Origin of the sequence: Arcicella rigui (genome assembly GCF_034929435.1) — a bacterium.
GTDB classification, from domain to species: domain Bacteria; phylum Bacteroidota; class Bacteroidia; order Cytophagales; family Spirosomataceae; genus Arcicella; species Arcicella rigui.
The window spans coordinates 275945-298104 of sequence record NZ_JAYFUM010000007.1 but is presented as its reverse complement, the minus strand read 5'-3'; the positions used below and the strand labels follow the sequence as shown (position 1 = coordinate 298104).

Genomic DNA, 22160 nt, shown 5'->3' with positions numbered 1-22160 from the left:
AACCTTCCACTTTTTCCCCAAGAGTATTTAAGTAGTGATTTGAAAAAGTAATGGGTGATTAGTTTTTAATCATTAGCTATTTACAAATTCAAAAACGTAGTCTAAATTTCATTCATTACTTAATAAAAAAGGTGGTCAGAAATTAATTTTCTGACCACCTTTTTTATTAAGACAATAAAGACATTACTTAACAGCCTCAACAGATTTCTTTCTGAAATACTTATCTCTGATTCTTTCATTGATGTAATACATACAAGGTACGATTACCAAAGTAAGAATAGTTGAGAAAGTAAGACCATAAATGATTGTCCAAGCCAAAATATTCCAGAACGCTGCACTGTCTGAACCAGTATGAATATGTGGATTCAGTTCAGTAAACATCGCTACGAAGTCGATACTTAAACCAATCGCCAAAGGTACTAAACCTAATACTGCGGCTGCGGCTGTAAGAATTACCGGCGTTAAACGAGTACTTCCTGCTTCAACGATAGCTTGCTTCAATGGATAACCTCTGTGTAATAATTCATCGGTAAATTCTATCAAAAGAATACCATTTTTTACCACAATACCCGCCAAAGCAATAATACCAACACCCGACATAATTACTGAGAAGGTTTGTCCGAATGCCATAAAACCTAACAATACACCGATGAACGAAAGTAAAATAGTAACGAAAATGATAATTGGTTTAGAAATAGAGTTGAACTGCATTACTAAAACCAAGAAAATCAAGATGACTGCCGCTAACAAAGCACCGCCCAAGAAAGTACCTGTTTCTTGCTGGTCTTCTTGCTCGCCACCCATACGAATGGTATAGCCACTTGGTACGTCCATATCGTCAACCAAACTTTGAATATCTGCCACAATTTCATTGGCGTTATAACCTTGTACAACGTTTGAACTTAAAGTAACTACACGTTCTTGGTTCTTACGGTTGATTTGGCTAAATGAAGTTGAATACGAAATATTAGCAATTGAATTTAAAGGTACTTCACGAAGTACGCCACCCATTACCATATCTCTATACACAATATTCATACTCAATAATTTTTCAATCTGATTTCTATCTTCAGATTTGATTCTTAACTGAATTGGATACTCATCCTTATCATCTCTAAATTTAGAAATCTCAGTACCAAACAAAGCAGTACGCACAGCTAATGCTACTTGTGATGAAGAAATACCTTCACGTTGAGCTTTTTCTTTATCAACATCAATGATAATTTCTGGTTTGTTGGTAATCAAATCTGATTTTAATTCTTCAATTCCTTGAATACCAGATTTGTCGATAGCACTACGTACTACTTTTTCTAATCTTGCCAATTCTTTGAAATCATCCCCTGCAATTTCAATCGCAATCGGAGCTCCAGTTGGTGGTCCGTTGTTTTCTCTATCTACCGAAATAGTTGAACCTGGCAATGGCAAGGCTTTAATCGCTTTACGTACTTTATCTAAAATTACTTCTGAAGAAATACCTCCACGATTAATTTTACTTACGAATGCTACTGTTACTTTAGATTTTTGTGGAGTTGGAGCTCTGTCTGGATTGGTAGGGTCACCCGCATTTTTACCTACGTTAGAAATCACCGAGTTTACAATTCCTTCAGCATTTTCTCTTTTCAATACTGCAAAAACCTCTTTCTCAATCACTTTCGTTACAGAATCCGTTACTCTGGCATCTGTACCAATCGGCATATTGTTGTAGATATAGATATAATCTGGGTCGCCACTTGGGAAGAAAATCACTTTTGGTTTCACAATTCCCATCAACACAAATGTGAAAACCAATAAACCAATCATGGCAATTACCGCAAAAACGGGTCTGTAACCTGTAATTACCCAAGAGATTAATTTTTGATAATTATTCTTGAAAGCAGGTAAAGATTTTTCTTGGAATGGAATAATGATTTTTGGCGTTAGGATAAAGTGATTGAAAACATACAAGGCAAGTATAAATACAAAGAAGTTTCCTAAACCAATATTTACTAAATAGCCCAAACCTGCACAAACTGCTAAAATAATAGCTGGTTTTTTCAAGGATTGTACACTTGTATCAACGTGTTCGTTTTCGTCGTGGCGTTCCATGAACGATACTGCAAAGACAGGGTTCATCACATAAGCCACAATCAAAGAAGCAATCAAAGTACAAATCAAGGTAATCGGTAAGAATTTCATAAATTCACCCACAATACCCGGCCAGAAAAGTAATGGCACAAATGGCATTACAGTCGTTACTGTTCCTGATAATACTGGTACAAATACTTCGGAAGCTGCCAACTGTACGGCATCCACAATTGAAATATGACGATAACGGTTGAAAATACGGTGAGAGTTTTCGATTACCACAATGGCATCATCTACCACAATTCCAAGCCCCAAAAGGAAGGCAAAAAGTACAATGGTATTCAGCGTAAAGCCTAAAAAATACAATGGAATAAATGCCAACAAAGCTGATAGAGGTACTGATAAACCTACGAAAATAGCATCACGAACACCCATGAAGAACATCAATACCAATACTACGAAGATAAAACCTAAGATAACGGTATTAATCAAATCGTTGATGTCGCCTTTTGTTCTTTCAGATGAATCGGCTGTGATTTTTACTTCTAAACCTTGTGGTAAACGTGTTTCTTTTGCTTCTTCGATAATTTGTTCAATTTTTTCAGAAGCCGCAATCAAGTTAGCACCACCACGTTTGATAACGTTCAGCGTAACTACTTTTTTGTTGTTCAAACGAGCGAAGTCTTGTTGTTCTTCGCTACTGTCGATGATTTCGGCAACATCGCCCAAACGAATCATTGCACCAGAAGAAGAACGAAGTCTGATGTTTTGAATTTGTTCCATCGACTTAAATTCTCCTTTTACTCTTAGCGTTCTACGAATGCCTTCAACGTTCAGTTCACCGCCCGAAATGTTTACGTTTTCGCCTTGAATAGCCGTCTGAACATCATAGAAAGTAAGTCCAGAAGATTGTGCTTTGTATAAATCAAGGTTTATCTGGATTTCACGAGTTAAAGCACCAACAATATCCACACGAGTAATTTCTGGTAAACCTTCGATTTCGTCTTGTAAATCTTCAGCGAAATCTTTCAATTTTGCCAAAGGAAAATTACCTGCCAAGTTGATGTTCATAATCGGAAACTCCGAGAAGTTTACATCTTGTACAACTGGCTTTTTGGTTAAATCTTTTGGCAACTGAACGATGTCAACTTTGTCTTTTACTTTACGCAAAGCATCATCAACTTTTACGTCAGGATTAAATTCAACCAAAATGATTGAGAAATCTTGTAATGAATTTGATTTTACTCTTTTTACCCCAGCAATCGTCTTGATTTGCTTTTCAATTGGTTTTGTAATGGTGTTTTCAATATCACCGGGAGTTGTTCCAGCATAAATCGTTTGCACATAAATCTGTGGTACTTTAATGTCTGGAAATTGTTCTTTTGGCAAAATATTGTAAATCACAATACCTACCACAAACAATACAACGGTAAAGAGATAAACAGTTTTTTGGTTGGAAGCGAGCCAGCCAATCATATTAAATATAGCCCCAGAACCATGCTTTTCGTTGGTGAGGGCTTCGTTTTCTTCTTGCTCTTTCATGATAAGATTTTGAGTGATGGTAAGGAAAAATGGGTTTAGCTTGCTTGATTAAATATTAATAAGCTACTGGTGTTCCATCTACCAATTCTTGATAACCTTGTGTAATTACCAAATCTCCTGCACTAAGTCCTTCTAAAATTTCAATACTTCCGTTATAAGAAATACCTGTTTTAACTACTTTGCTACGAGCTATTTTTTTACCATTTTCAGTAACAGCTACGTAAACAATATCTCCTAATTCAGTTTTTTGAATGATATTTTGGCTTACAACCAAAGTATTAGGTTTTGTTAAATCATTGATGTTGATTACAGCCAATTGATTTGGTTTTAATGAACCTCCCAAATTTGGAATATTCGCTTCGATACCGAATGTTCTTGAAGCAGGGTCAACTAAGGCATTTACTACCGAAATTTTTGTAGTAATTTCTTTGTTGATGTCTGGGAATTTTACCGTCAAGCTTGCTCCTTGTTTTACAGAACCTACATAAGTATCTGCAACTTTAGCTGTGATTTTCAAATCACCAAGGTTCACAATTTGTCCAATAGCAAAACCTGGAGAACCAATTTCGCCTACTTTCTGATTCACTTTTTCGATAGTTCCCGAAATCGGAGCATATACTTTACTCATCGCCAACTGTGTTTCCATCGTAGCCATGCGTTTCTCCAAAGATTCTTTATTCGCTTTTGCTTGAAGAAACTGTACTTCTGTGCCGATTTGTTGTTCCCAAAGGGCTTTTTGTTTGTTGAAAAGCGTAACGGCTAATTCATGTTGGTTTTTGATTTCAGCCAAAGTTTCTTTCAAAACGGCATTATCAAGCGTAGCTACCAATTGTCCTTTTTTCACAGCTTGGCCTTCTACTACAAAAATTCCAGTAATAGCACCACCCATTTGTGGTGTTATTTGTACAATATTTTTAGAAGTAACTACCCCTTGTGATTCGATGAAGTGTTTGAAATTTTCAGCTTGAATTGGCGAAACAGCTACCGTAATTACTTTCGCTTCTGCTTTTTGTTCGCTTTTGCCTAATTCTTTTTCAAGAGCTTTGATTTTCGTTTCAAGTGCTTTTTGCTCAGATTTCAAGGCTGCTAATTCAGCTTTTTTATCTGGTTTACTGCATGAAGTAAAGAATAAAGAGCTTGTCAGTACGCTTCCGATGAGCAATAATTGAAGCCCCTTTAGTTGAGAGGTATTGTGTGTTTTCTGTAAAGATTTCATGTCGATATGATTATAAATGTCTTGAGTGATGTCGTTTAAAATTATTCGTTGTAAAGTCTTCCCAAAGCTTTGTCTAAATCTACTTTTGCTACTAAAGCATTATAGAAAGTAGTGAAGTAATTGGTTTGAGCTTCCTTGTAAGCAATTTCTGCATTTACTACTTCCAAATTAGAACCAACGCCTTGTTGATACTTTATTTTTGAAACTCTTACTACTTCTTTCGCCAATTCCATATTTGCTTTTTGTTCTTGTAAAGTTTCAAAAGCGTTTTTCAAAGTAATTTGTCCTTGTGAAATTTGTAAGTCGATAGAGTTTTCTAACAATTCAAAACCGTTTTTAACTTTTTGTAAAGTGTTTTGCGACTGTACAATTTTGAATTTCTTCTGGAAACCATCAAAAATCGGAATCTGAATAGAAAAACCTAACGTAGCAGCATTGAACCAAGGTTTTGAAACTAAATCAGAGAATTTCGGACGACCAGCCGAGTAATTATAGCCACCGTTCAACAGTACTCTTGGCAAGTAAGCAACTTTCTGATTTTTCAAATCCAATTCTGCCAAGTGTTTCTGTGTTTCTAAAATAGAGTACTCGATTCGGTTAGCATATTTAAACTCTCCTTGGGTTTCAGGAAGTACCTCTCCTAACTTGATGTCTTCGAGTTTGTCTGTCAATTTAATAACATCACTTACTTTTTTACCCATTTGGAATTTTAGCAATTGGTAGCTCAAGTCTTGTAAACGTTCCACATTTTTTGTTTCAGTTTTCAAGTTACTCATCTGTACTTCAAGGCGTTGCACATCTATTTTTTCAGCAAAACCTTGTACATTCAAAGCTCTTGTATCTTTCAAAAGAGAATCCAAACGACCAATGTTCAACTTCAACAATTTGATTCGTTCGTCATTTACCAAAATGCTATAATAAGCTTTGGTCACATTTTCAGCCGCTTGTTGCTTAGTTTGCGTTAATGTTTTTTTCGATAATTCTTTATAAACATCAGCCGCTTTCAAGCCCAACAAGTACGAGCCATCAAATAAAATTTGGCTAAGGTTTAAGCCCGCTTGTCCACTATTAGCAACCCCAAATTCAGCAGCGATTACGTCGCCTTCTTTAGCAGTTGGGTCAAAAGTTTTAGCAGGAATAAATACTTTTTGGATGATTAAGTTATTGGTATAGTTTACATTACCACTTACTTGTGGCAAGCCAATACCTTTCAATTCGCTCACTCTTGCTTCAGCATTTAGAATATCAATCTGAGCATTTTTGATTGAGATATGATTTTTTATCGTGTAGTCCACTGCTTCACGTAGCGTATAACTTTCTTGAGCTTTTACGTTTAGAGAAGTAAGGAATATACTTAAAATCAGCAGGTTAATCGTAAGGAGTTTTTTCATTGCTTATTACTTTTGTTGGTATTCATTGTACGTTAGAGTTCCTTTTTCTGTCAATACTCCCCTGATAAAATGGTCTAAAAGCTCAAGCTGAACTTCTACCAGTGAGAATTGACTTGGTGAAAATATGTTGGGGTCGAAGCCCATTTCTATTTGTTCTAAGTGCATTCTTGACAAAACTTCTACATTAATGGAAGCCCTGAAAACACCTTGCTTAATTCCCTCAGTTAGGTCGTTTTTGATTTTCTCTAAGATGAAATTTTGCTTATGTTCCAGAAATAAATTCCAAGCTCTTGGATGATATTTCTTAATGTCAAAAAATGTAGAGGGATTGATTTCCGCAAATGCCTGTTTAAACAACTCCATCGACTTTACCATGCGGTCGATAACATCTTTTGAGCTATTTTCCAACTCTTCCCATTCGCATTTGTCTTCGGATATTTCGTTTGAAATCAATTGAAATACAATGTCGTCTTTATCGACAAAGTGTAAGTAAATTGTTTTTTTAGAAATGCCCAGTGCATTGGCAATATCATCCATCGTTACAGATTTTACTCCATAGCGAAAAAATAATTCTCTTGCTTTGCTGATGATTCTTTCTTTTATCTCCAATTGAATTGTTGAATTATTTGTAGTTAGGAAACTTTCGAAACTTTTAAAGTTCTTCTTTTACAAAACTATGGAAACTTTCGTTTCGTTCAAAGTTTTTTATAATTTTTTTGAGAAATGGTTCTATGCTTTGATAAATGGTAGGAATATCCGAGTAGTATTATTGCTTATTACAGTGATGTTTAAGCAGAAAAATAGCCTCAAAGCTGGCTTTGGTATAGAAAAAAATTTTGTATTTTTTTTAGTTACAGTCAAAAAAGACTTAAACAATTAAACAAGATTTCATGTAAAAAGGTTTCTAAAATTTTAAATTAAAGGGATTTTTTTTCATCATTTATTTTTGATAAAACATAGATAACCTTTTTTTAATACTTCACTAACAAGAGGTGGTATAAAACAAAAAGCTCCTACACAAAACGTGTAGGAGCTTTTCAGAAGACAATTTAAAGTACTTTACCAAGGAAATGATACAAGTGACTTTTGTGTAAAGTGAAGTCTTTTTCAAGCACCTCGAAGGCTGAACGCTGGCGTTCATGAATTAGCTCCATTTGCTCGTCAAACAAAAATCGTTTGTCTTGTGCATAATCAGCAAAAAGCTGTTCTTGGATTTGAATGCCAATCGTCAGGTTATCTATCACTTCACCCGTATAAGTAAACTGATGTTCAAAATCTACCAATGTTTTTAGTAGGTCTTCGTCTGTATTTTTCTCTTTTACTTCATTCAACAGCTTCTTAAAATACTGTACTTCGCCTGCATAAAATCTTAGAGATTCCATCCACTTGTTGTTTTCATGATGACATACATCAAATTTCATTTCCTTATTGGTTAAAGTACTTTTGATAAAAACTTATAAAACTCGTGTTTGGTAGTAATAAATTCGTTTTCAAATGCCTGATAACGCTCACGGATTGTGTTGTGATGGTCGTAGATTTCTTCGCCCAAAAGGAAATCTCTTCCTAAAGCATCATCTTCAAAACTCCATTCTTCTTGATTAATGTGTAATAAAAGTTCTTCAGATTCTTTTTGAAGATTGCCTAATCTTACATCAAAAACAAAAACAGGATTAAGCACTTCCAAGGAAGTATTTTTACTTTTAACGTTATCTTGCAATGTTAGAAAATAAGTCAACTCTTCACGATAAAAAGCTAAATTTTGCAACCATTTTACGTTTTCTCTGTGATAAACTCCATACTTAAACACCTGAGTATCATAAATTGCATTTTCTGTAATTTCCATGTTTGTATTAGTTTGATTTTGAATTATTTATATACAAAGCTGGCAATAATTATGACAATTTTATAGCACGAAAATCATATTTAAGTATGAGATATGTCAAGATTTATTTCTTCCTATTAAGCAAATTTGTACCTTTATTTACACAAATAGTAAATCCATGGACTTTCCTTTTAATAAGATTCTTCTAAAAACTATTTTAGAAGATACTTCGGCCTTTATGGGCGTATATAATTTTTCGGAACATCGCTACGAATTTATCAATCAGGTTGGCTTAAAAATGCTTGATGTTTCTGATTTGGATGCTTTTACAGAAAAGTATCCACATGGATTTAGAAAAGATAAACTCAATATTCGTAATCATGATGCTATTTCTACGCATTTAGCAACAGAACATACTTGGATTGAGGAAACGCTTTTTGAAACCCACAATCAAACTCAGTTTTGGGGTACTTTGCAGATTTCAATGTTTGAAGACAGCAACGTCGTTTATTACTTGGTTCGTATTGATGACATTTCTTTCCAGAAAAAAACCGAACAGGAACTCAAAGAAGGCAACGACCGCTTTGAAGCCTTGTTTATGCACGCTGCCATTGGCTTAATTATGGTTGACCTCACGGGCAATATTGTTTTGTCTAACCGATACGCCAATGTAATGTTTGGGTACGAGTACGGCGAATTGGAAGGGAAAAAATTAGAAATACTTATTCCGCAAAATATTCGAGAAAAGCATAAAGTTACTTACAACAAATATACTCAATCCCCGCAGGCTCGTCCGATGGGGATTGGACTCGACTTGAAAGCTCGTAAAAAAGACGGTACACTTTTTCCTGTCGAAATTAGTTTAAGCCATTTTAAGTCTGGCGACCAGCCTTATTTTATCTCATTTATCAACGACGCCACTTTCAAGAAAAAAGCTGAAATGGATTTGTTGATAAAAACCACTGAAATTCAAAAATTGAACGACAGCCTTGAGAAAGAAGTAATCAATCGTACCAATGCTTTGGTAGAAACACTCAAGAATTTAGAGCAGAAGAAAAAAGAGTTGGAAGTAGCCTTGAACAAAGAAAAAGAATTGGGTGAACTGAAATCACGCTTTGTTTCTATGGCTTCACACGAATTTCGTACTCCGCTCACAGCAATACTTTCGGCGGCTTCTTTGATTGAAAAGTACAGCAAAACCGAAGACCAACCCAAACGTGAGCGACATACCCAAAGAATTATGAATGCCGTTGGGAATCTTACGGATATTTTAGAGGAATTTCTGTCGGTTGGGAAACTTGAAGAAGGAAAAATTGAAGCCAAAATGGACATTTTTGATATTCCAAAACTGATTCAAGAAACGATTACTGACCTCAACACGATGGTTAAAAACAACCAACAGTTTGATTATCATCATATTGGCGACCACCACGTTTGTCTCGACAAATCACTTTTCAGGAAAATTGTGCTTAATCTTGGCTCAAATGCCGTAAAGTTTTCAAATGACAGTTCTATCATAAAAATAACGACAGAAAAACTGAAAAATATGTTGATTCTGAGGGTTTCAGACCAAGGAATTGGTATTTCGGAAGAAGATCAAAAGCATCTTTTCGACCGTTTTTTCAGAGGTGCAAATGCCATCAACATTCAAGGCACAGGCTTGGGCTTACATATAGTAGCCCGTTATGCCGAATTACTGAATGGTAAAGTGGTAGTAGAAAGCCAATTAAATTCGGGAACAACTTTCAGTATTCGATTTAGATTGTAATAAATTACGTTGATTTGTTGAAACGGACAAAAATTATTGTCATCTTTAACCTAAAATAGCTATTTTAGCCTGTTCTAATCAATTAGGCTCAACGAAGATTGATTAGAATAGGACATCAACGAGGTCAAAATACAATCACATGAAAACAATACTCTTAATCGAAGATAGTGACGATATTAGAGAAACTACTGCTGAAATTCTGGAGCTTGCCAGTTATAACGTATTAAAAGCTGAAAATGGAAAGATTGGGGTAGAAATAGCCCAGCAAACTAAACCAGATTTAGTAATTTGTGATATTATGATGCCTATCCTTGATGGTTATGGTGTCTTGCATATCTTTAGTCAAAATCCAAGTTTACAAAATATTCCATTTATTTTCCTGACAGCCAAAGCCGAACGCTCTGACCATAGAAAAGGTATGGAAATGGGGGCTGATGACTATCTGACAAAGCCATTTCAAGAAATTGAACTACTCAATGCGATAGAAAGCCGTTTCAAAAAAATTGAAAATCTTTCAAAATCGTTCCAAAATACACAAGAACAACTCGAAGAATTATATCAACAAGCCAAAGAGTATGTGGATATAAATTCGTTGTCAAAAGATAGAAAAGTATCTTCTATCAAGAAAAAACAGCTTATTTATGCCGAAGGAGACGAACCTATCAAGTTTTATTTCTTGAAAACGGGGAAAATCAAAACCTTTCAGTCGAACAGAGATGGCAAAGAGTTCGTCACAGGATTGTACAATTCTGGTGATTTCTTTGGACACATCGCTATTGTAGAAGCAAGCGAATATCAGGAATCAGCAGAGGCTTTAGAAGATTCTGAAATCATTGGTATTCCGAAAAATGATTTTTTAGAGTTAATTACTCGTAATCAATCAGTTGCGAATAAGTTTATCAAAATGCTCGCAAATGACATTCAGGAAAAAGAAAAGCAATTGACACAAATGGCGTATAATTCCCTACGGAAGCGAACAGCCGATGCTTTGGTAATGCTCTCAAAAAAATACAAAACAGAAAATCAGCATAAATTTTCAATTAGAATCTCCAGAGATGATTTGGCTTCATTAGTTGGCACTGCCACTGAATCCTTAATTCGTACTTTAAGCGACTTCAAAGCCGACAAACTTATTGAAGTAAATGGAAGTGAAATTACGATTATTGAAGAACAAAAATTGGCGAATTTGAGAGGTTAAGAGCAATTTGTGCGATGAAGTGCTATTCAATTTATTATTACTAATCTGAATAATACAATGGGAAAGGTAATTAGCAAGAAAGATAAAATTGAAAAAAAAATATCAATTGATATTCATATCGCTCCAGTGCTTGAATATATGTTGAAAAAAGCAAATCTGGATTTAAGTGAATTAAATGATACTTTTATTAAGGTTTGGATAAATCAGAACTTAGATTTATTGACTGACATTGAAAAGGAAAAATTCAATATTTCTTAACGATGGGAGAAGCTATTCTAACAAATGTATTTCTTGATACGAATGTGCTGATTAACGACTTTTTCTATCGGTGCAAACAGCGTAAAGAAAGTAAGTACTCGTCAATGGCAATCCAATTTTTAAAGGCAAACCCAAAAATAACCTTGTACATTGCCAGTTTTTCATTGATTCAACTAATTTCTACTTTAGACAAAGCTAAAGTATCCAAAAATGATATTAATCTTGAAGTAAGTAGAATTATCAGTCGTTACAAGTTGATTGATTTAACGGCGAATGACTTTCAAAAGGCATTATCTATTGAGAGTAAAGATACAGAAGATGCGATTCAATATACTTTGTGTAGAAAAGTGAGATGTTTTTATATTGTTACTGAAAATATAAAAGACTTTAATCTCTTCAAGTTTGTAACAACTATAAAACCTAAGCACATTCGGAAAATTATTGTCTAATCCTTCTCAAAAAAGTAAGTCATTTTTTCGCCTTCGATGTCGTCGTAAGTAAACATTTGTTTAGCTCGGTTTTTCCAGTAATACTTTATCAGAATAAAATCGCCTAAACAACCGTAAGTATGAAAGACTAAAGCACTGACAAACATTGTTTTGTATGAAGGCAGAACGAAAATGCCAAGTATTAAAGCCATAGTAATGATTAAAAAAGGCATCACTGCTACAATGGCGTTTTCTTTGAGTGTCATTACAAATTTCTGAGAATAAGCATAAACCATAAAGCTTTTAGGAGTCCAGCCAAAACCTACTTTTTCTGCTCCTAAAAGCTTGAATACCAATCCATGAATTCCCTCGTGTATCGGTAATAATACTACAAGTAAAAATAAAAACGCCCAACTGATTTGTATCAAAGGAATATCAAATTCTTTAAGTTTCCCTCCAAGTGTATAGCCAACAAAAGCACCAGCACAAGCCATTAGAGCAATTACAATCACTTTCATAACTAATGATTGATTAGTTTTAGGCTTGCTGTTTAGTTCTTTCATCAAGAAAACCATCATCTCGTCTATCTTGAAAGATTCAACGAGGGAGTAAAAATTGGGATTATGCAATTCGTCGATGCTTGGCTTTTTCATAGAAAAGAAAAATGGTCATTAATTTTACAACTAACGACCATCTGGTAATGTTTATAAACTTAATAATTCTTTAAAGCGAATGGCTTGACGACGAGAAATCTCGATTTTATCGCCACTTTCACGCAAAGTAACCTGCAACCCGCCCGAAAACCACGGCTCAATTTTCTGTATATATTTTAAATTAATAATATGTTTACGGTTGGCTCTAAAAAATGTTTTGGGGTCGAGTCTGTCTTCTAAAGCATTCAATGATTTCAAAACCAATGGTTTTTGGTCATCAAAGTACAAGCGTACATAATTGCCCATCGATTCAAACAAACGCACATTTCCCAGACGCACAAACCAACATTTTTCGCCATCTTTTACAAAAACTTGGTCGTTTTCAGTCAGTACTGTCGTACTGTCTTTGGTTGTTTCTGTCAGTTGTTTTTGTCTGTCAAACTCCTCCTCTACTTTTTGTATTGCTTCGCTGAGTCTGTGTAATTCAATTGGTTTTAGCAAATAATCTAAAGCATTAAATTCAAATGCTTTGATGGCGTACTCGTCATAAGCCGTAGTAAAAATCACTTCTGGAACGTTGCCTTCAAGGTCGGAAAGTAAATCAAATCCTGTTTTTCCGGGCATCTGAATATCCAAAAACAACAAATCGGGATGTAATTCATCAATCAATACCACTGCTTCATCAGCATTTGCGGCTTCACCAACGATATTAATTTTTGGAAAATTTTCGAGCAAGCGTTTTAGTTCGTTTCTTGCCAAACGTTCATCATCTACAATTATGGCTTTCATGGTATTATTTAGGATTTGCGACTGACACCAATCTTTACTCCGTTAGATTGTTACTTTAGGTTTTACAATATTGCTTATTTTAGAAAATGGTGTTTCTTTTTCTGGCTCAATAGATGGAATTGGAATCGTAATTTCAGCCGTTACCACATCTTTGGAAGCTTGATAAATTTTAAATTTAGATTCTGGGCCAAAGAGTAATTCTAAACGATGGGCTGTGTTTTCTAAACCAAAACCACCCGAATCTGTACTTTCTAAAACACCTGTATTACTAATAATAATTAATAAATTTTTACCTACCATTTTGGTCTCCAAACTCACAAAACCACCTTTTACAGGTTTTGAAACACCGTGTTTGATGGCATTTTCCACCAATGTTTGTAATAACATCGGTGGAACTTGCACGTGCATTGTTTCTGGATAAATATTTTTACGGACTTGAAGACGTTCTTCGTAACGAATTTTCTCTAAAGCCAAATAATCTTCTACGGTTCTTAGTTCTTCCGAAAGTGAAACAGTTTTGCGTCTGTCCGCCAAAAGTGAGCTTCTCAGAATATTAGAAAGTTGTGTAACTGCTTTTTGAGCTTTGTCAGGTTCTTCTAAAATCAAAGCTCTAATACTATTGAGGGCATTGAACATAAAGTGCGGGTTCATCTGAGCCCGAAGTACTTTAGATTCAGTTTCACGAACAGAAGATTCTAAACGGATTTTATCTACTTCAACTTCTGATTTTCTTTCAAAATAATGAGAAGCATAGTAAAAGAGCGTCCAAATCATAATGGGTTTAGCCCAATTGAAAATGAACTGAATAATAAAAAACAAAGACCACAAATCAGCGTCTTCTTTATCTTTTAGTAGATAACTATCTAAAGGAATGTTTACAAATGCCATAAAAACAGACATCGCTCCCACAGCAATTAATATTCTGGGAATTACTCTGTTGATTGACAACTCTACCCAGCCATATCTTTTAATGACTTTCCGGAAATTATGCGTTACAACGATAACAATCACAAAATTCAATAACGCTGCACCTAACCAATCTAAGATTCCTTCGTAGTGGCTGTCATACAACAAAGCTTCGTTGGCAAGCCAAGCCGACCAACCAAATATTTGTAGTAACCAATATACTTTAGCTCTGGACATATTTCAATACCTTATTCCTCTGTAAGGAAATTTTATTTTCTCTTACTTTCTTTAACGACAAATTAAGGCAATGTAATGAAAACATAGGGAATTATTCAGTAAACGGAAGGTGAACATGATAAACGGACAAAAGAAGGAATGGAAAAAAGGCATTTTAACAAGGGGAAATATTAAAGTTCATGAAGATTGATATTTCCCCTTTGTTCTTTAGTCAATATTCAATTCTGAAAGATGTGAAAGGTCATTTTCAAGCTCTACAAAAAACTTAGCCTTTTCATAATCATAAACCAATTTATACAAACACAAGTTGGCGTGTTCAAAAGTATCCATTTCATGCAATCCCCGTTCGAGCAACAAAGTAAGTAAAATACGAATCGCACGACCGTGCATCGCTACTAAAATTGTTTCTTCGTGTGGGCGTGAAATAATTAAATCAATAACAGGTTTCTGACGATTAATAACATCAATCGGGCTTTCGCCACCTTCAGAAGGCATATCTACTTTCCCCGAAACCCAGCTATCAATTAAAATTTTGTAATACTCATTATCAATATCATTGGGTACTTTTCCTTCACGAACACCCCAGCTAATCTCATTAAGTCCTTCGTGTTGCTCCCAAGGAAGTCCTTTTTCAAGAAATTTTCTTACAGACTGATGCGTTCTTTTTAATGCAGAAGTATAAACTTTGTCGAAAGTAATGTGATGATATTGCTTAAAAAAAGCTTCAGCTTGTGCTTGACCGAGTTCATTTAGGTCTGAATCTACTCCGCTACCCTGTACGATACCCTGACGGTTGAAATCAGTTTCTCCATGACGGATTAAATAAATAGTCTTTGTTTTGGGAATGCTTTGTTGGTCCTTAGACATTGATTCGGATGATTTTATTTTACTTGGCAATTACTTCAATTCTAAAGGTAATTTTTTAGATTTAAAGAAATTATGTAAAATGTAAGGATTATATACTCAATTGTTTGACTAATTTTCCGCAAAAATACAGTTTTTAAAGAATAAACAAACCATAAGAGATGATAAAAACACGCTTAACACTCGAACAACTTAATGCAAGCAGTACTGGAAACATGGTTGGTTTTTTAGGAATCGTATTTACCGAGATTTCAGAAGGTTATATCTGTGCTAAAATGCCCGTTGATGAGCGTACTAAACAACCTATGGGCTTACTTCACGGTGGAGCTTCGGTGGTTTTGGCAGAGTCTATCGGAAGTATTGCTTCGTGGATGACTTTGGAAAATCCTGAAAAGCAAGCTGCCGTCGGAATTGAAATTAATGCTAATCATATTAAATCTGCTCGTGAGGGATTTGTGTATGCCAAATGTACTCCTTTGAAGATTGGAAGAACGCTTCATATTTGGGACATAAAAATCACCGACGAAAAAGGCGATTTAGTTTGTGTAAGTAGATTAACGACTGCTATTATCGACAAAAGAAGTTAAATTAATTGCTTTAAAACACATTTATTTTTAATTTTCTGAAACCGCATTTCTAAACAGAATGTTGATTTATCAAGCGTTTATATTTTCCACCAAAATCATCAGGATATGACCCCGACTTCGGAATTTCATATTTCCCAACAAACTGAAAAACTTGAAAGGCTTTGGCAGATTGCCTTTTCTGAAGGCTTCCCTTTGGCTCTTTGGCAATTGCCTCAAAGTACTGAGAAACAACTCATCATTGACCTTTCTGGAAGTACTTTACGTACCAAAACAGACTTAGAGGAACTCCCTTCGGGCTTCGTAATGAGTCCTTTTCAAGGAGAATCCCTGTTTTTGAGGGGTGATTTATATTATCGTTTCGATAGCAATAACCAAGAAATTGAAGATGAATTACAGGGAAATTCGCTTCAAGCGAGCATTTTCGAGAAAAAATATATTGATTATTCAAAGCCTTTATCAGCGATAAAAGCAAGCAAGGCTAACAAAAGCCAAACCCGTAAAAGTACAATTTCAAAATCAGAGCAAGGTTTTGAAAGTATTTATTCTGAAAGTATTTTTTCAAAAATGGTTTCTGAAGCCATTGAAGTAATTGAAGGTGGTGCTTTACAAAAAGTAGTATTATCAAGAACCAAAACCCATACACTTCCCGAATCTTTTGAAGTAATTGAAGCTTTTCAAAAGCTTTGTCGTGCCTATCCAAACGCTTTTATTTCCTTGGTTTATTTACCCGAATTTGAAGCCATTTGGTTGGGTGCTACGCCCGAAACTTTGGTCAGTGTAGATGCACAGGGAATGTTTAAAACCATGTCTTTGGCAGGTACGCAGTCGGCAATTGCAGAAAATGGAACAATGCTTTCGCCAAACGATATTCGTTGGTCAGGCAAAGAAATTGAAGAACAAGCCTTTGTAAGTCGCTATATTATTGAATGTTTCAAGAAAATTCGTTTGAGAGAGTACTTCGAGCGTGGGCCTAAAACCGTTCAAGCTGGCAATTTGATGCACTTACGCACAGATTACAAAGTAGATACTAAAGCCGTAAATTTTCCTCAGTTAGGTACTGTTATGTTAGAGTTACTTCATCCCACTTCGGCAGTTTGTGGAATGCCCAAACCTTTGGCATTAGAAGTGATTGCTCAACAAGAATTACATCAGCGTGAATTTTACAGTGGTTTCTTAGGGCCAGTAAACATTCAGCAAGAAAGTCATCTTTTTGTCAATCTCAGAACGGTAAAAATTGAAGGCAGTCATGCTACATTTTTTGCAGGTTGTGGCATTACAGGTGATTCAAATCCTTCAAAAGAATGGTTTGAAACCGAAATGAAATGCCAAACCCTAATGAATGTCATTTTATAAAACGATTAGTGCTTCATTGTGAATGATTCGGTTTTCTTCTCAATGTCACCGATGATTATCAACTTCACTGTGTCGATTCTGGCATCCGTCATTTCAATAATTTGAAAACTGAACGGATGCAAAATAATCGTTTCGTTGATTTCAGGAATATCTTCATTCACACTGATAATCATTCCACCTAAAGTATCGTAGTCTCCTTCTGGTAAATTCCATTCGTATTTATCATTCAAATAATCAATTTCTAATCTTCCCGAAAGCAAGTAGGTTTTATCTTCAATGCGTTTTTCGGTGAGGTTCTCATTATCATCGTATTCGTCTTCAATATCACCAAAAATCTGCTCCATTACGTCTTCCATACTTACCAAACCAGCAGTACTTCCGAACTCATCCACTACCAAAGCCAGAGATTTATGTTCTTTAGAAAAACGGAAAAGCAAATCTTTTGCAGGCATTGCTTCCGGAACAATCGGAATCGGCGTTAGAATCGCTTGTATTTCTTTAGGTTTTTTAAACAAAGCCAAAGAGTGACAATAGCCCAAAACGTCTTCCATGGTTTCTTTATAAACCAATACTCTTGAATGACCACTTTCTACAAATACTTTTTTCAGTTCTTCTACGCCACCTTCAATATCCACCGCCACAATGTCTGTTCTCGGAATCATACAATCACGCACTTTTACTTGTTTAAATTCAAGAGCATTATTGAAAATCTTGGTATCTACTTCGGCTTCTTCTTCTGTGGATACTTTTCGATTGAGGTTTTGTAGATAATTATTCAAATCCGTCAAACCAAAAGCGGGTCTTTCTTCTGAATACTCCAAGCGTAATACATTATTGATAAACCATTTAGATAAACCAACAATTGCCCAAACTAATGGGTACATTAAAGTATAGATAATCAGAATTGGAATGGCCAATACTTCTAAAAAGCCGTCGGGATTTAATAAAAAAATACTTTTTGGCGTAAATTCAGAAGTAGCTAAAATGATAATTGTACCAATAAATGAAGCAATTAGCCCAGCCGCAATCCCCGAAATGGGCAAGTAAGCTTCGATTTCATGGTGTAAATATCCTTCCATAAAAATACCGTAAGCCACCAAAGAAAGCGTGTTTCCGATGAGCATTGTACCGATAAATTTTGAAGGATTTTTTAGATAATTAGAAATAATTTGCCCTGTTATTACTCCTTGTTTGGCTTGGAGTTCAAAATAGAGCTTATTAGCAGAAACAAAAGCCATTTCTACGCCCGAAAAAAAGGCAGATGCTACAATGGCAATGATTATACTTAGTGCTTGTTGGGAGTCCATATTTTGGGTTAGGAGCTTAGAGAAATACCTAACAAATTGTGTTTACTTTCTCAAATATAGAAATAAATCTTTAATTATAATTATTTCTTCCCTTTCAATAATGCTTTTCTTTGTGCCTGTTTGTCTTCTTTTTCAGTCACAATTGTTTTCTTTTTTGCCTCCTCTTCTTCTTTTTTCAAACGAATTTGTTTGCTATACTGAAAGTAGAACAGGCAAACCACCGCAAACATTAAGAAAGAATAATGATAAAAAATTTTGTTCCAAACGGTAGGCTCAAGCCCAGCAGGTAAACCAGCACGAAGGTCCAAAATCCACATAATAATAAAACCAACCGCTGCAAAAAGGAGAAGTACTTCTTTCTTACTCATAATTATTCGTGTTTTAATGGTAACAAAAGCGTTACTGGATTGTTCGCAGTAACGCTTTTGTTTATTAAAAACCTTTGTCTCTCATTAATCTAAATTCTCGGTAACGTCTGATTATGGCTAAAGTAAAACCAATAATTAGTACAAAAGTACCCAACCACAATAAGTTGATGAGTGGTTTTTCGATGGCTTTCAATACGATAAAATCACGCTGAGTAGTATTGATAGCAAAAGCGAATTGACCAGTTTTAGGGTCGATAGAAGTGAATTTTGCTCTCACGCCAATTTCATCATTTTCTACGGCTGGCATCGCTACTAAACCATCTTTTATCACAAATATTGGTCTGATTTCGTAAGGTCTAAAATCTTTTCCCATTACTTTAATGGTAGCTTCAACGGCTGCATCATTCGGGCCAAGAGGTTTTCCTTCATAAGTATCAATACGAGTTACTGCATCCAAAACTGCTACGTAATCGTTCAAAAAGAAGGTGTCTTTTACAGCTACATTATAGTTTTCTGTTTTACTCCACTCCTTTTCTTCTAAATTCGGTGCAAGTGCCACATAAGTATAAAGGTCACCACCAGCAGTATGTTTCAAAGCAGGCGAAGGAGCATTTCCCATTTTTTTGTTAATCTGAAATCTTGGGAAGAGTGTCGTAATTTTTCCTTCTTTATCTCTGAAATCAATTTCGTAATATTTATTTTCAGGGAAAACGGGTAAAGTATCACCTTTTGAATAATACTTTTTGCCTTGCTGAACGATGTCTTCTAAAGCAACGGCATGAAAATCATTTTCAATTAATTCAACCTGTTTTGGATGAAGATACTCTGGTAATTCTCTTCCTTCAACTCGTACTCCTTTGTAAGTAAGGGTGTAATCACTCATTTCAGAAGGCGTATTTAACCACAGAATTACGTTTTCTTTATTTTCTTTATCGTCATTCTTGGTAAAAGCTTCGTCTTTATTTGAAATAGCAAAACCACTTTTGTTGATTGAAACTACTTTTGAATAACCCGAAGAAAACAAAATACCAAGCAACATCATTGCTACGCCAATGTGTGTAATGGCTCCGCCAGACAATTTATAATTTCCCTTGAAAATATCTAACAAAATAGAACCATTGGTTATAACCGAGAAAATACTGGCAAAGAGTAAAGTAATATAAGTTGGATTTGAGAAGAAATCGCCAACCTGAGATTTTGTTGTGAAGAAAATTCCCACGAATGTCAATATCAAACTCAATAATAATGGCGTAAGTAAATGCTTACTAACGGTTTCCTTTTTTATTTTTCTCCACCAAAACGCCTGACCAATACCTGAGAAAATAGCAATACCTACTGCAAACCATAATTGGAATTTTGAATAATAAGCAGGGGCGTCAGCAGGCGGAGCTAATTTTGAAATAAAGCCTAAACCTTGTACAATTTTGTTGTAAACAGGTAATGAAGTAGCAGCAATAATCTGGAATGCAGACAAACAAAGTGTAGTTGCTCCCATAAAAATCCAGAATTCACGGCTATAAGTAGATACTTCTTTTTCGTCCGAGGGAATCTCTTTCCATCTGATAATTAAAAAGACAATCGCCACTAACAAGAAAAATAACATATATACCAACAACTGTCCCGAAAGTCCCAAATCTGTAAAAGAGTGAACAGAGGCTTCGCCCAAAATTCCGCTTCTATTCAAGAACGTTGAATATAAAACCAAAATAAAAGTAGCCACTACCAAAATAAATGAAGTACGCAAAGCCGCACCATTATTTTTATAGATAATCATACAGTGAATGGTTGCTACTAATACCAACCACGGCACAAATGAAGCGTTTTCTACGGGGTCCCAGTTCCAATATCCACCAAAATTCAATGTTTCATAAGCCCAATATCCACCCATGATAATACCTACACCCAGTACCAATGCTGATACTAAAGACCAAGGTAAAGCTGGTCGAATCCATTCGCTGTATTCTTTTCTCCAAAGCCCAGCAATGGCATAAGCAAAAGGAATAAGCGTAGTAGCAAAACCTAAGAAAAGGGTTGGCGGGTGAATAACCATCCAATAGTTTTGAAGTAATGGGTTCAAACCATTTCCATCTTCTGGAATAAAGTCTGGTTTCATTGCCCATACTGGTAAATCTGGCATGGCTTCACGCATTAACAAGAATGGAGAAGAACCGATTTTCAAATCAATAATGGGAAGTACAACGCCCAAAATCATTGAGCATAAAAATACTTGTACTGCCCCAAAAACAGCCATTAATGGAGCTTCCCAATGTTTATTGGTATTGATTAGAATTACACCGAGGAATGCGTGCCAAAATATCCAAAGTAAGAAACTGCCTTCTTGCCCTTCCCAAAAACATGAAATGATATAATAAACAGGCAATGCCCTTGATGAGTGCGACCAAGCATAGTGGTACTCGAAGTAATGATTATAGATAATCGTGTACAAAGTAACAATAACACCTACTACGGCTGCTCCGTGTATATAAAAGGCATATCTGGAAAAACGCTTCCAAGATTCTTGTTCTGCTAAATCCGTCGTTTGTACAGATTTGAAGTAGCCAAAAGTTGAAATCAATGATGCCACAAACGACAAAATGATAAACAAATGACCGATATTTCCAATGTTTGTATGTAACATAAAGGGATTGGGGATTTTGGATTTCGGATTTCGGACTAATCTTTCCGAAGCGTTCTTTCCAAAATCTTTAATATAAACTATCGTAATGTTGAATAAGTAGTCTTTATAAGTATGAATGCTGAATTATGAATGACAATTATCGAACTTAAAACGCTGATTTTTTAGCACGTTATAATGTTTAAAATTTAAAATAATTCTACCTGATTACTTAAAATGATGTTTGTATTAAATTATGACAATTATTATAATTCATCATTCAACACAATAGCAAACTACTCATAATTCATAATTCAAAACTCATAAATCAAAAGAGGCTTATGACTGTTTCTCTGGTTTTGCTTCTTTGAATTCTACTTTGCCATCTTGGTATTTAGAAGGACATTTCAAAAGAATTTTTTCACATTTGAACACATTTCCATCCATATTACCAATGATAACCATTTGCTCGGCTCTGCCCATATCTTGTGGTTTTGGAGCATTATAAATTACTTTTTGTTCACGTCCATTGTTATCAATTAGTTTAAATTCTAAGTGATTTGCATCAATGGCAGGATTATAAACCAAGTCTTGAATATTTCCAGCAGCATCTTTTTTCAATTTTCCAACTACGTGTACTTGGTTATTGTCGCCTGCTTTCGCCATATTTTCAGCCACAGAAAAATCAACATAAGTACTTGCTTCTGTACCTGTTGAAACAAGGATTGCAACGGCAATGGCAATCACGATAAGTCCGATGATATGTGTCTTTTTCATATTTATTATTGGTGATTG

General features: G+C 35.1%; 20 protein-coding genes. 6 read left to right on the top strand and 14 right to left on the bottom strand.

Annotated elements, in window-relative coordinates:
* Nucleotides 1–183: 183 nt before the first annotated feature.
* From VB248_RS07485 to VB248_RS07460, 6 genes are all read right to left on the bottom strand, one after another.
* Nucleotides 184–3540 carry an efflux RND transporter permease subunit gene (locus tag VB248_RS07485; protein ID WP_323296140.1) on the bottom strand — a complete coding sequence of 1119 codons (3357 nt, stop codon included), beginning with the start codon at nucleotides 3538–3540 and terminating at the stop codon, nucleotides 184–186.
* Nucleotides 3541–3661: 121 nt separating this feature from the next.
* On the bottom strand, nucleotides 3662–4822 hold the full coding sequence (locus VB248_RS07480) for an efflux RND transporter periplasmic adaptor subunit (RefSeq protein ID WP_323296123.1): 1161 nt from the start codon (nucleotides 4820–4822) through the stop codon (nucleotides 3662–3664).
* A gap of 41 nt (nucleotides 4823–4863) precedes the next feature.
* Nucleotides 4864–6213 (bottom strand): TolC family protein, encoded by a 1350-nt coding sequence (locus VB248_RS07475; RefSeq protein ID WP_323296122.1) that lies wholly within the window; start codon nucleotides 6211–6213, stop codon nucleotides 4864–4866.
* 6 nt (nucleotides 6214–6219) lie between these two features.
* On the bottom strand, nucleotides 6220–6822 hold the full coding sequence (locus VB248_RS07470) for a TetR/AcrR family transcriptional regulator (RefSeq protein ID WP_323296121.1): 603 nt from the start codon (nucleotides 6820–6822) through the stop codon (nucleotides 6220–6222).
* Between the two features lie 440 nt (nucleotides 6823–7262).
* Nucleotides 7263–7595 carry a hypothetical protein gene (locus tag VB248_RS07465; protein ID WP_323296120.1) on the bottom strand — a complete coding sequence of 111 codons (333 nt, stop codon included), beginning with the start codon at nucleotides 7593–7595 and terminating at the stop codon, nucleotides 7263–7265.
* A 50-nt stretch (nucleotides 7596–7645) separates the two neighbouring features.
* Complete coding sequence (locus tag VB248_RS07460) at nucleotides 7646–8056, bottom strand: hypothetical protein (protein WP_323296119.1); 411 nt, start codon at nucleotides 8054–8056, stop codon at nucleotides 7646–7648.
* Between the two features lie 157 nt (nucleotides 8057–8213).
* Here VB248_RS07460 and VB248_RS07455 point away from each other — a divergent pair, with 157 nt between their 5' ends.
* The 4 genes from VB248_RS07455 to VB248_RS07440 all read left to right on the top strand — a co-directional run bounded on the left by VB248_RS07455 (nucleotide 8214) and on the right by VB248_RS07440 (nucleotide 11708).
* A complete protein-coding gene (locus VB248_RS07455; RefSeq protein ID WP_323296118.1) occupies nucleotides 8214–9803 on the top strand; it encodes a sensor histidine kinase in 1590 nt (529 codons plus the stop codon).
* A 139-nt stretch (nucleotides 9804–9942) separates the two neighbouring features.
* Nucleotides 9943–11001: a response regulator gene (locus tag VB248_RS07450; protein ID WP_323296117.1), complete on the top strand. Its 1059-nt coding sequence runs from the start codon at nucleotides 9943–9945 to the stop codon at nucleotides 10999–11001.
* A 57-nt stretch (nucleotides 11002–11058) separates the two neighbouring features.
* Nucleotides 11059–11259, top strand: a complete 201-nt coding sequence (locus VB248_RS07445) for a hypothetical protein (protein WP_323296116.1) — start codon at nucleotides 11059–11061, stop codon at nucleotides 11257–11259.
* A 2-nt stretch (nucleotides 11260–11261) separates the two neighbouring features.
* Nucleotides 11262–11708 (top strand): type II toxin-antitoxin system VapC family toxin, encoded by a 447-nt coding sequence (locus tag VB248_RS07440; protein WP_323296115.1) that lies wholly within the window; start codon nucleotides 11262–11264, stop codon nucleotides 11706–11708.
* Here VB248_RS07440 and VB248_RS07435 read toward each other — a convergent pair.
* The 4 genes from VB248_RS07435 to VB248_RS07420 all read right to left on the bottom strand — a co-directional run bounded on the left by VB248_RS07435 (nucleotide 11705) and on the right by VB248_RS07420 (nucleotide 15139).
* A complete protein-coding gene (locus VB248_RS07435) occupies nucleotides 11705–12340 on the bottom strand; it encodes a DUF3267 domain-containing protein (protein ID WP_323296114.1) in 636 nt (211 codons plus the stop codon). The genes VB248_RS07440 and VB248_RS07435 overlap by 4 nt on opposite strands.
* Before the next feature lie 51 nt (nucleotides 12341–12391).
* Nucleotides 12392–13129, bottom strand: coding sequence for a LytR/AlgR family response regulator transcription factor (locus VB248_RS07430; protein ID WP_323296113.1), 738 nt, complete (start codon nucleotides 13127–13129; stop codon nucleotides 12392–12394).
* A 42-nt stretch (nucleotides 13130–13171) separates the two neighbouring features.
* Nucleotides 13172–14272, bottom strand: a complete 1101-nt coding sequence (locus VB248_RS07425) for a sensor histidine kinase (protein WP_323296112.1) — start codon at nucleotides 14270–14272, stop codon at nucleotides 13172–13174.
* Nucleotides 14273–14479: 207 nt separating this feature from the next.
* Entirely contained in the window at nucleotides 14480–15139 is a 660-nt protein-coding gene (locus tag VB248_RS07420) for a histidine phosphatase family protein (protein WP_323296111.1), read from the bottom strand.
* 158 nt (nucleotides 15140–15297) lie between these two features.
* Here VB248_RS07420 and VB248_RS07415 point away from each other — a divergent pair, with 158 nt between their 5' ends.
* Nucleotides 15298–15723 carry a hotdog fold thioesterase gene (locus VB248_RS07415; protein ID WP_323296110.1) on the top strand — a complete coding sequence of 142 codons (426 nt, stop codon included), beginning with the start codon at nucleotides 15298–15300 and terminating at the stop codon, nucleotides 15721–15723.
* Between the two features lie 105 nt (nucleotides 15724–15828).
* Nucleotides 15829–17076, top strand: coding sequence for an isochorismate synthase (locus VB248_RS07410; protein WP_323296109.1), 1248 nt, complete (start codon nucleotides 15829–15831; stop codon nucleotides 17074–17076).
* Between the two features lie 5 nt (nucleotides 17077–17081).
* On the opposite strand, the gene VB248_RS07405 is transcribed toward VB248_RS07410, so the two are convergent.
* The 4 genes from VB248_RS07405 to VB248_RS07390 form a co-directional block, all read right to left on the bottom strand.
* The gene (locus tag VB248_RS07405; protein ID WP_323296108.1) at nucleotides 17082–18383 is read right to left on the bottom strand and encodes a hemolysin family protein; all 1302 of its coding nucleotides are present in this window, start codon (nucleotides 18381–18383) and stop codon (nucleotides 17082–17084) included.
* An 80-nt stretch (nucleotides 18384–18463) separates the two neighbouring features.
* Nucleotides 18464–18751, bottom strand: a complete 288-nt coding sequence (locus VB248_RS07400; protein WP_323296107.1) for a hypothetical protein — start codon at nucleotides 18749–18751, stop codon at nucleotides 18464–18466.
* 64 nt (nucleotides 18752–18815) lie between these two features.
* Nucleotides 18816–21389 carry a cytochrome c biogenesis protein CcsA gene (gene ccsA / locus VB248_RS07395; protein ID WP_323296106.1) on the bottom strand — a complete coding sequence of 858 codons (2574 nt, stop codon included), beginning with the start codon at nucleotides 21387–21389 and terminating at the stop codon, nucleotides 18816–18818.
* Between the two features lie 315 nt (nucleotides 21390–21704).
* The gene (locus VB248_RS07390) at nucleotides 21705–22142 is read right to left on the bottom strand and encodes a cytochrome c maturation protein CcmE domain-containing protein (RefSeq protein ID WP_323296105.1); all 438 of its coding nucleotides are present in this window, start codon (nucleotides 22140–22142) and stop codon (nucleotides 21705–21707) included.
* Nucleotides 22143–22160: the final 18 nt, after the last annotated feature.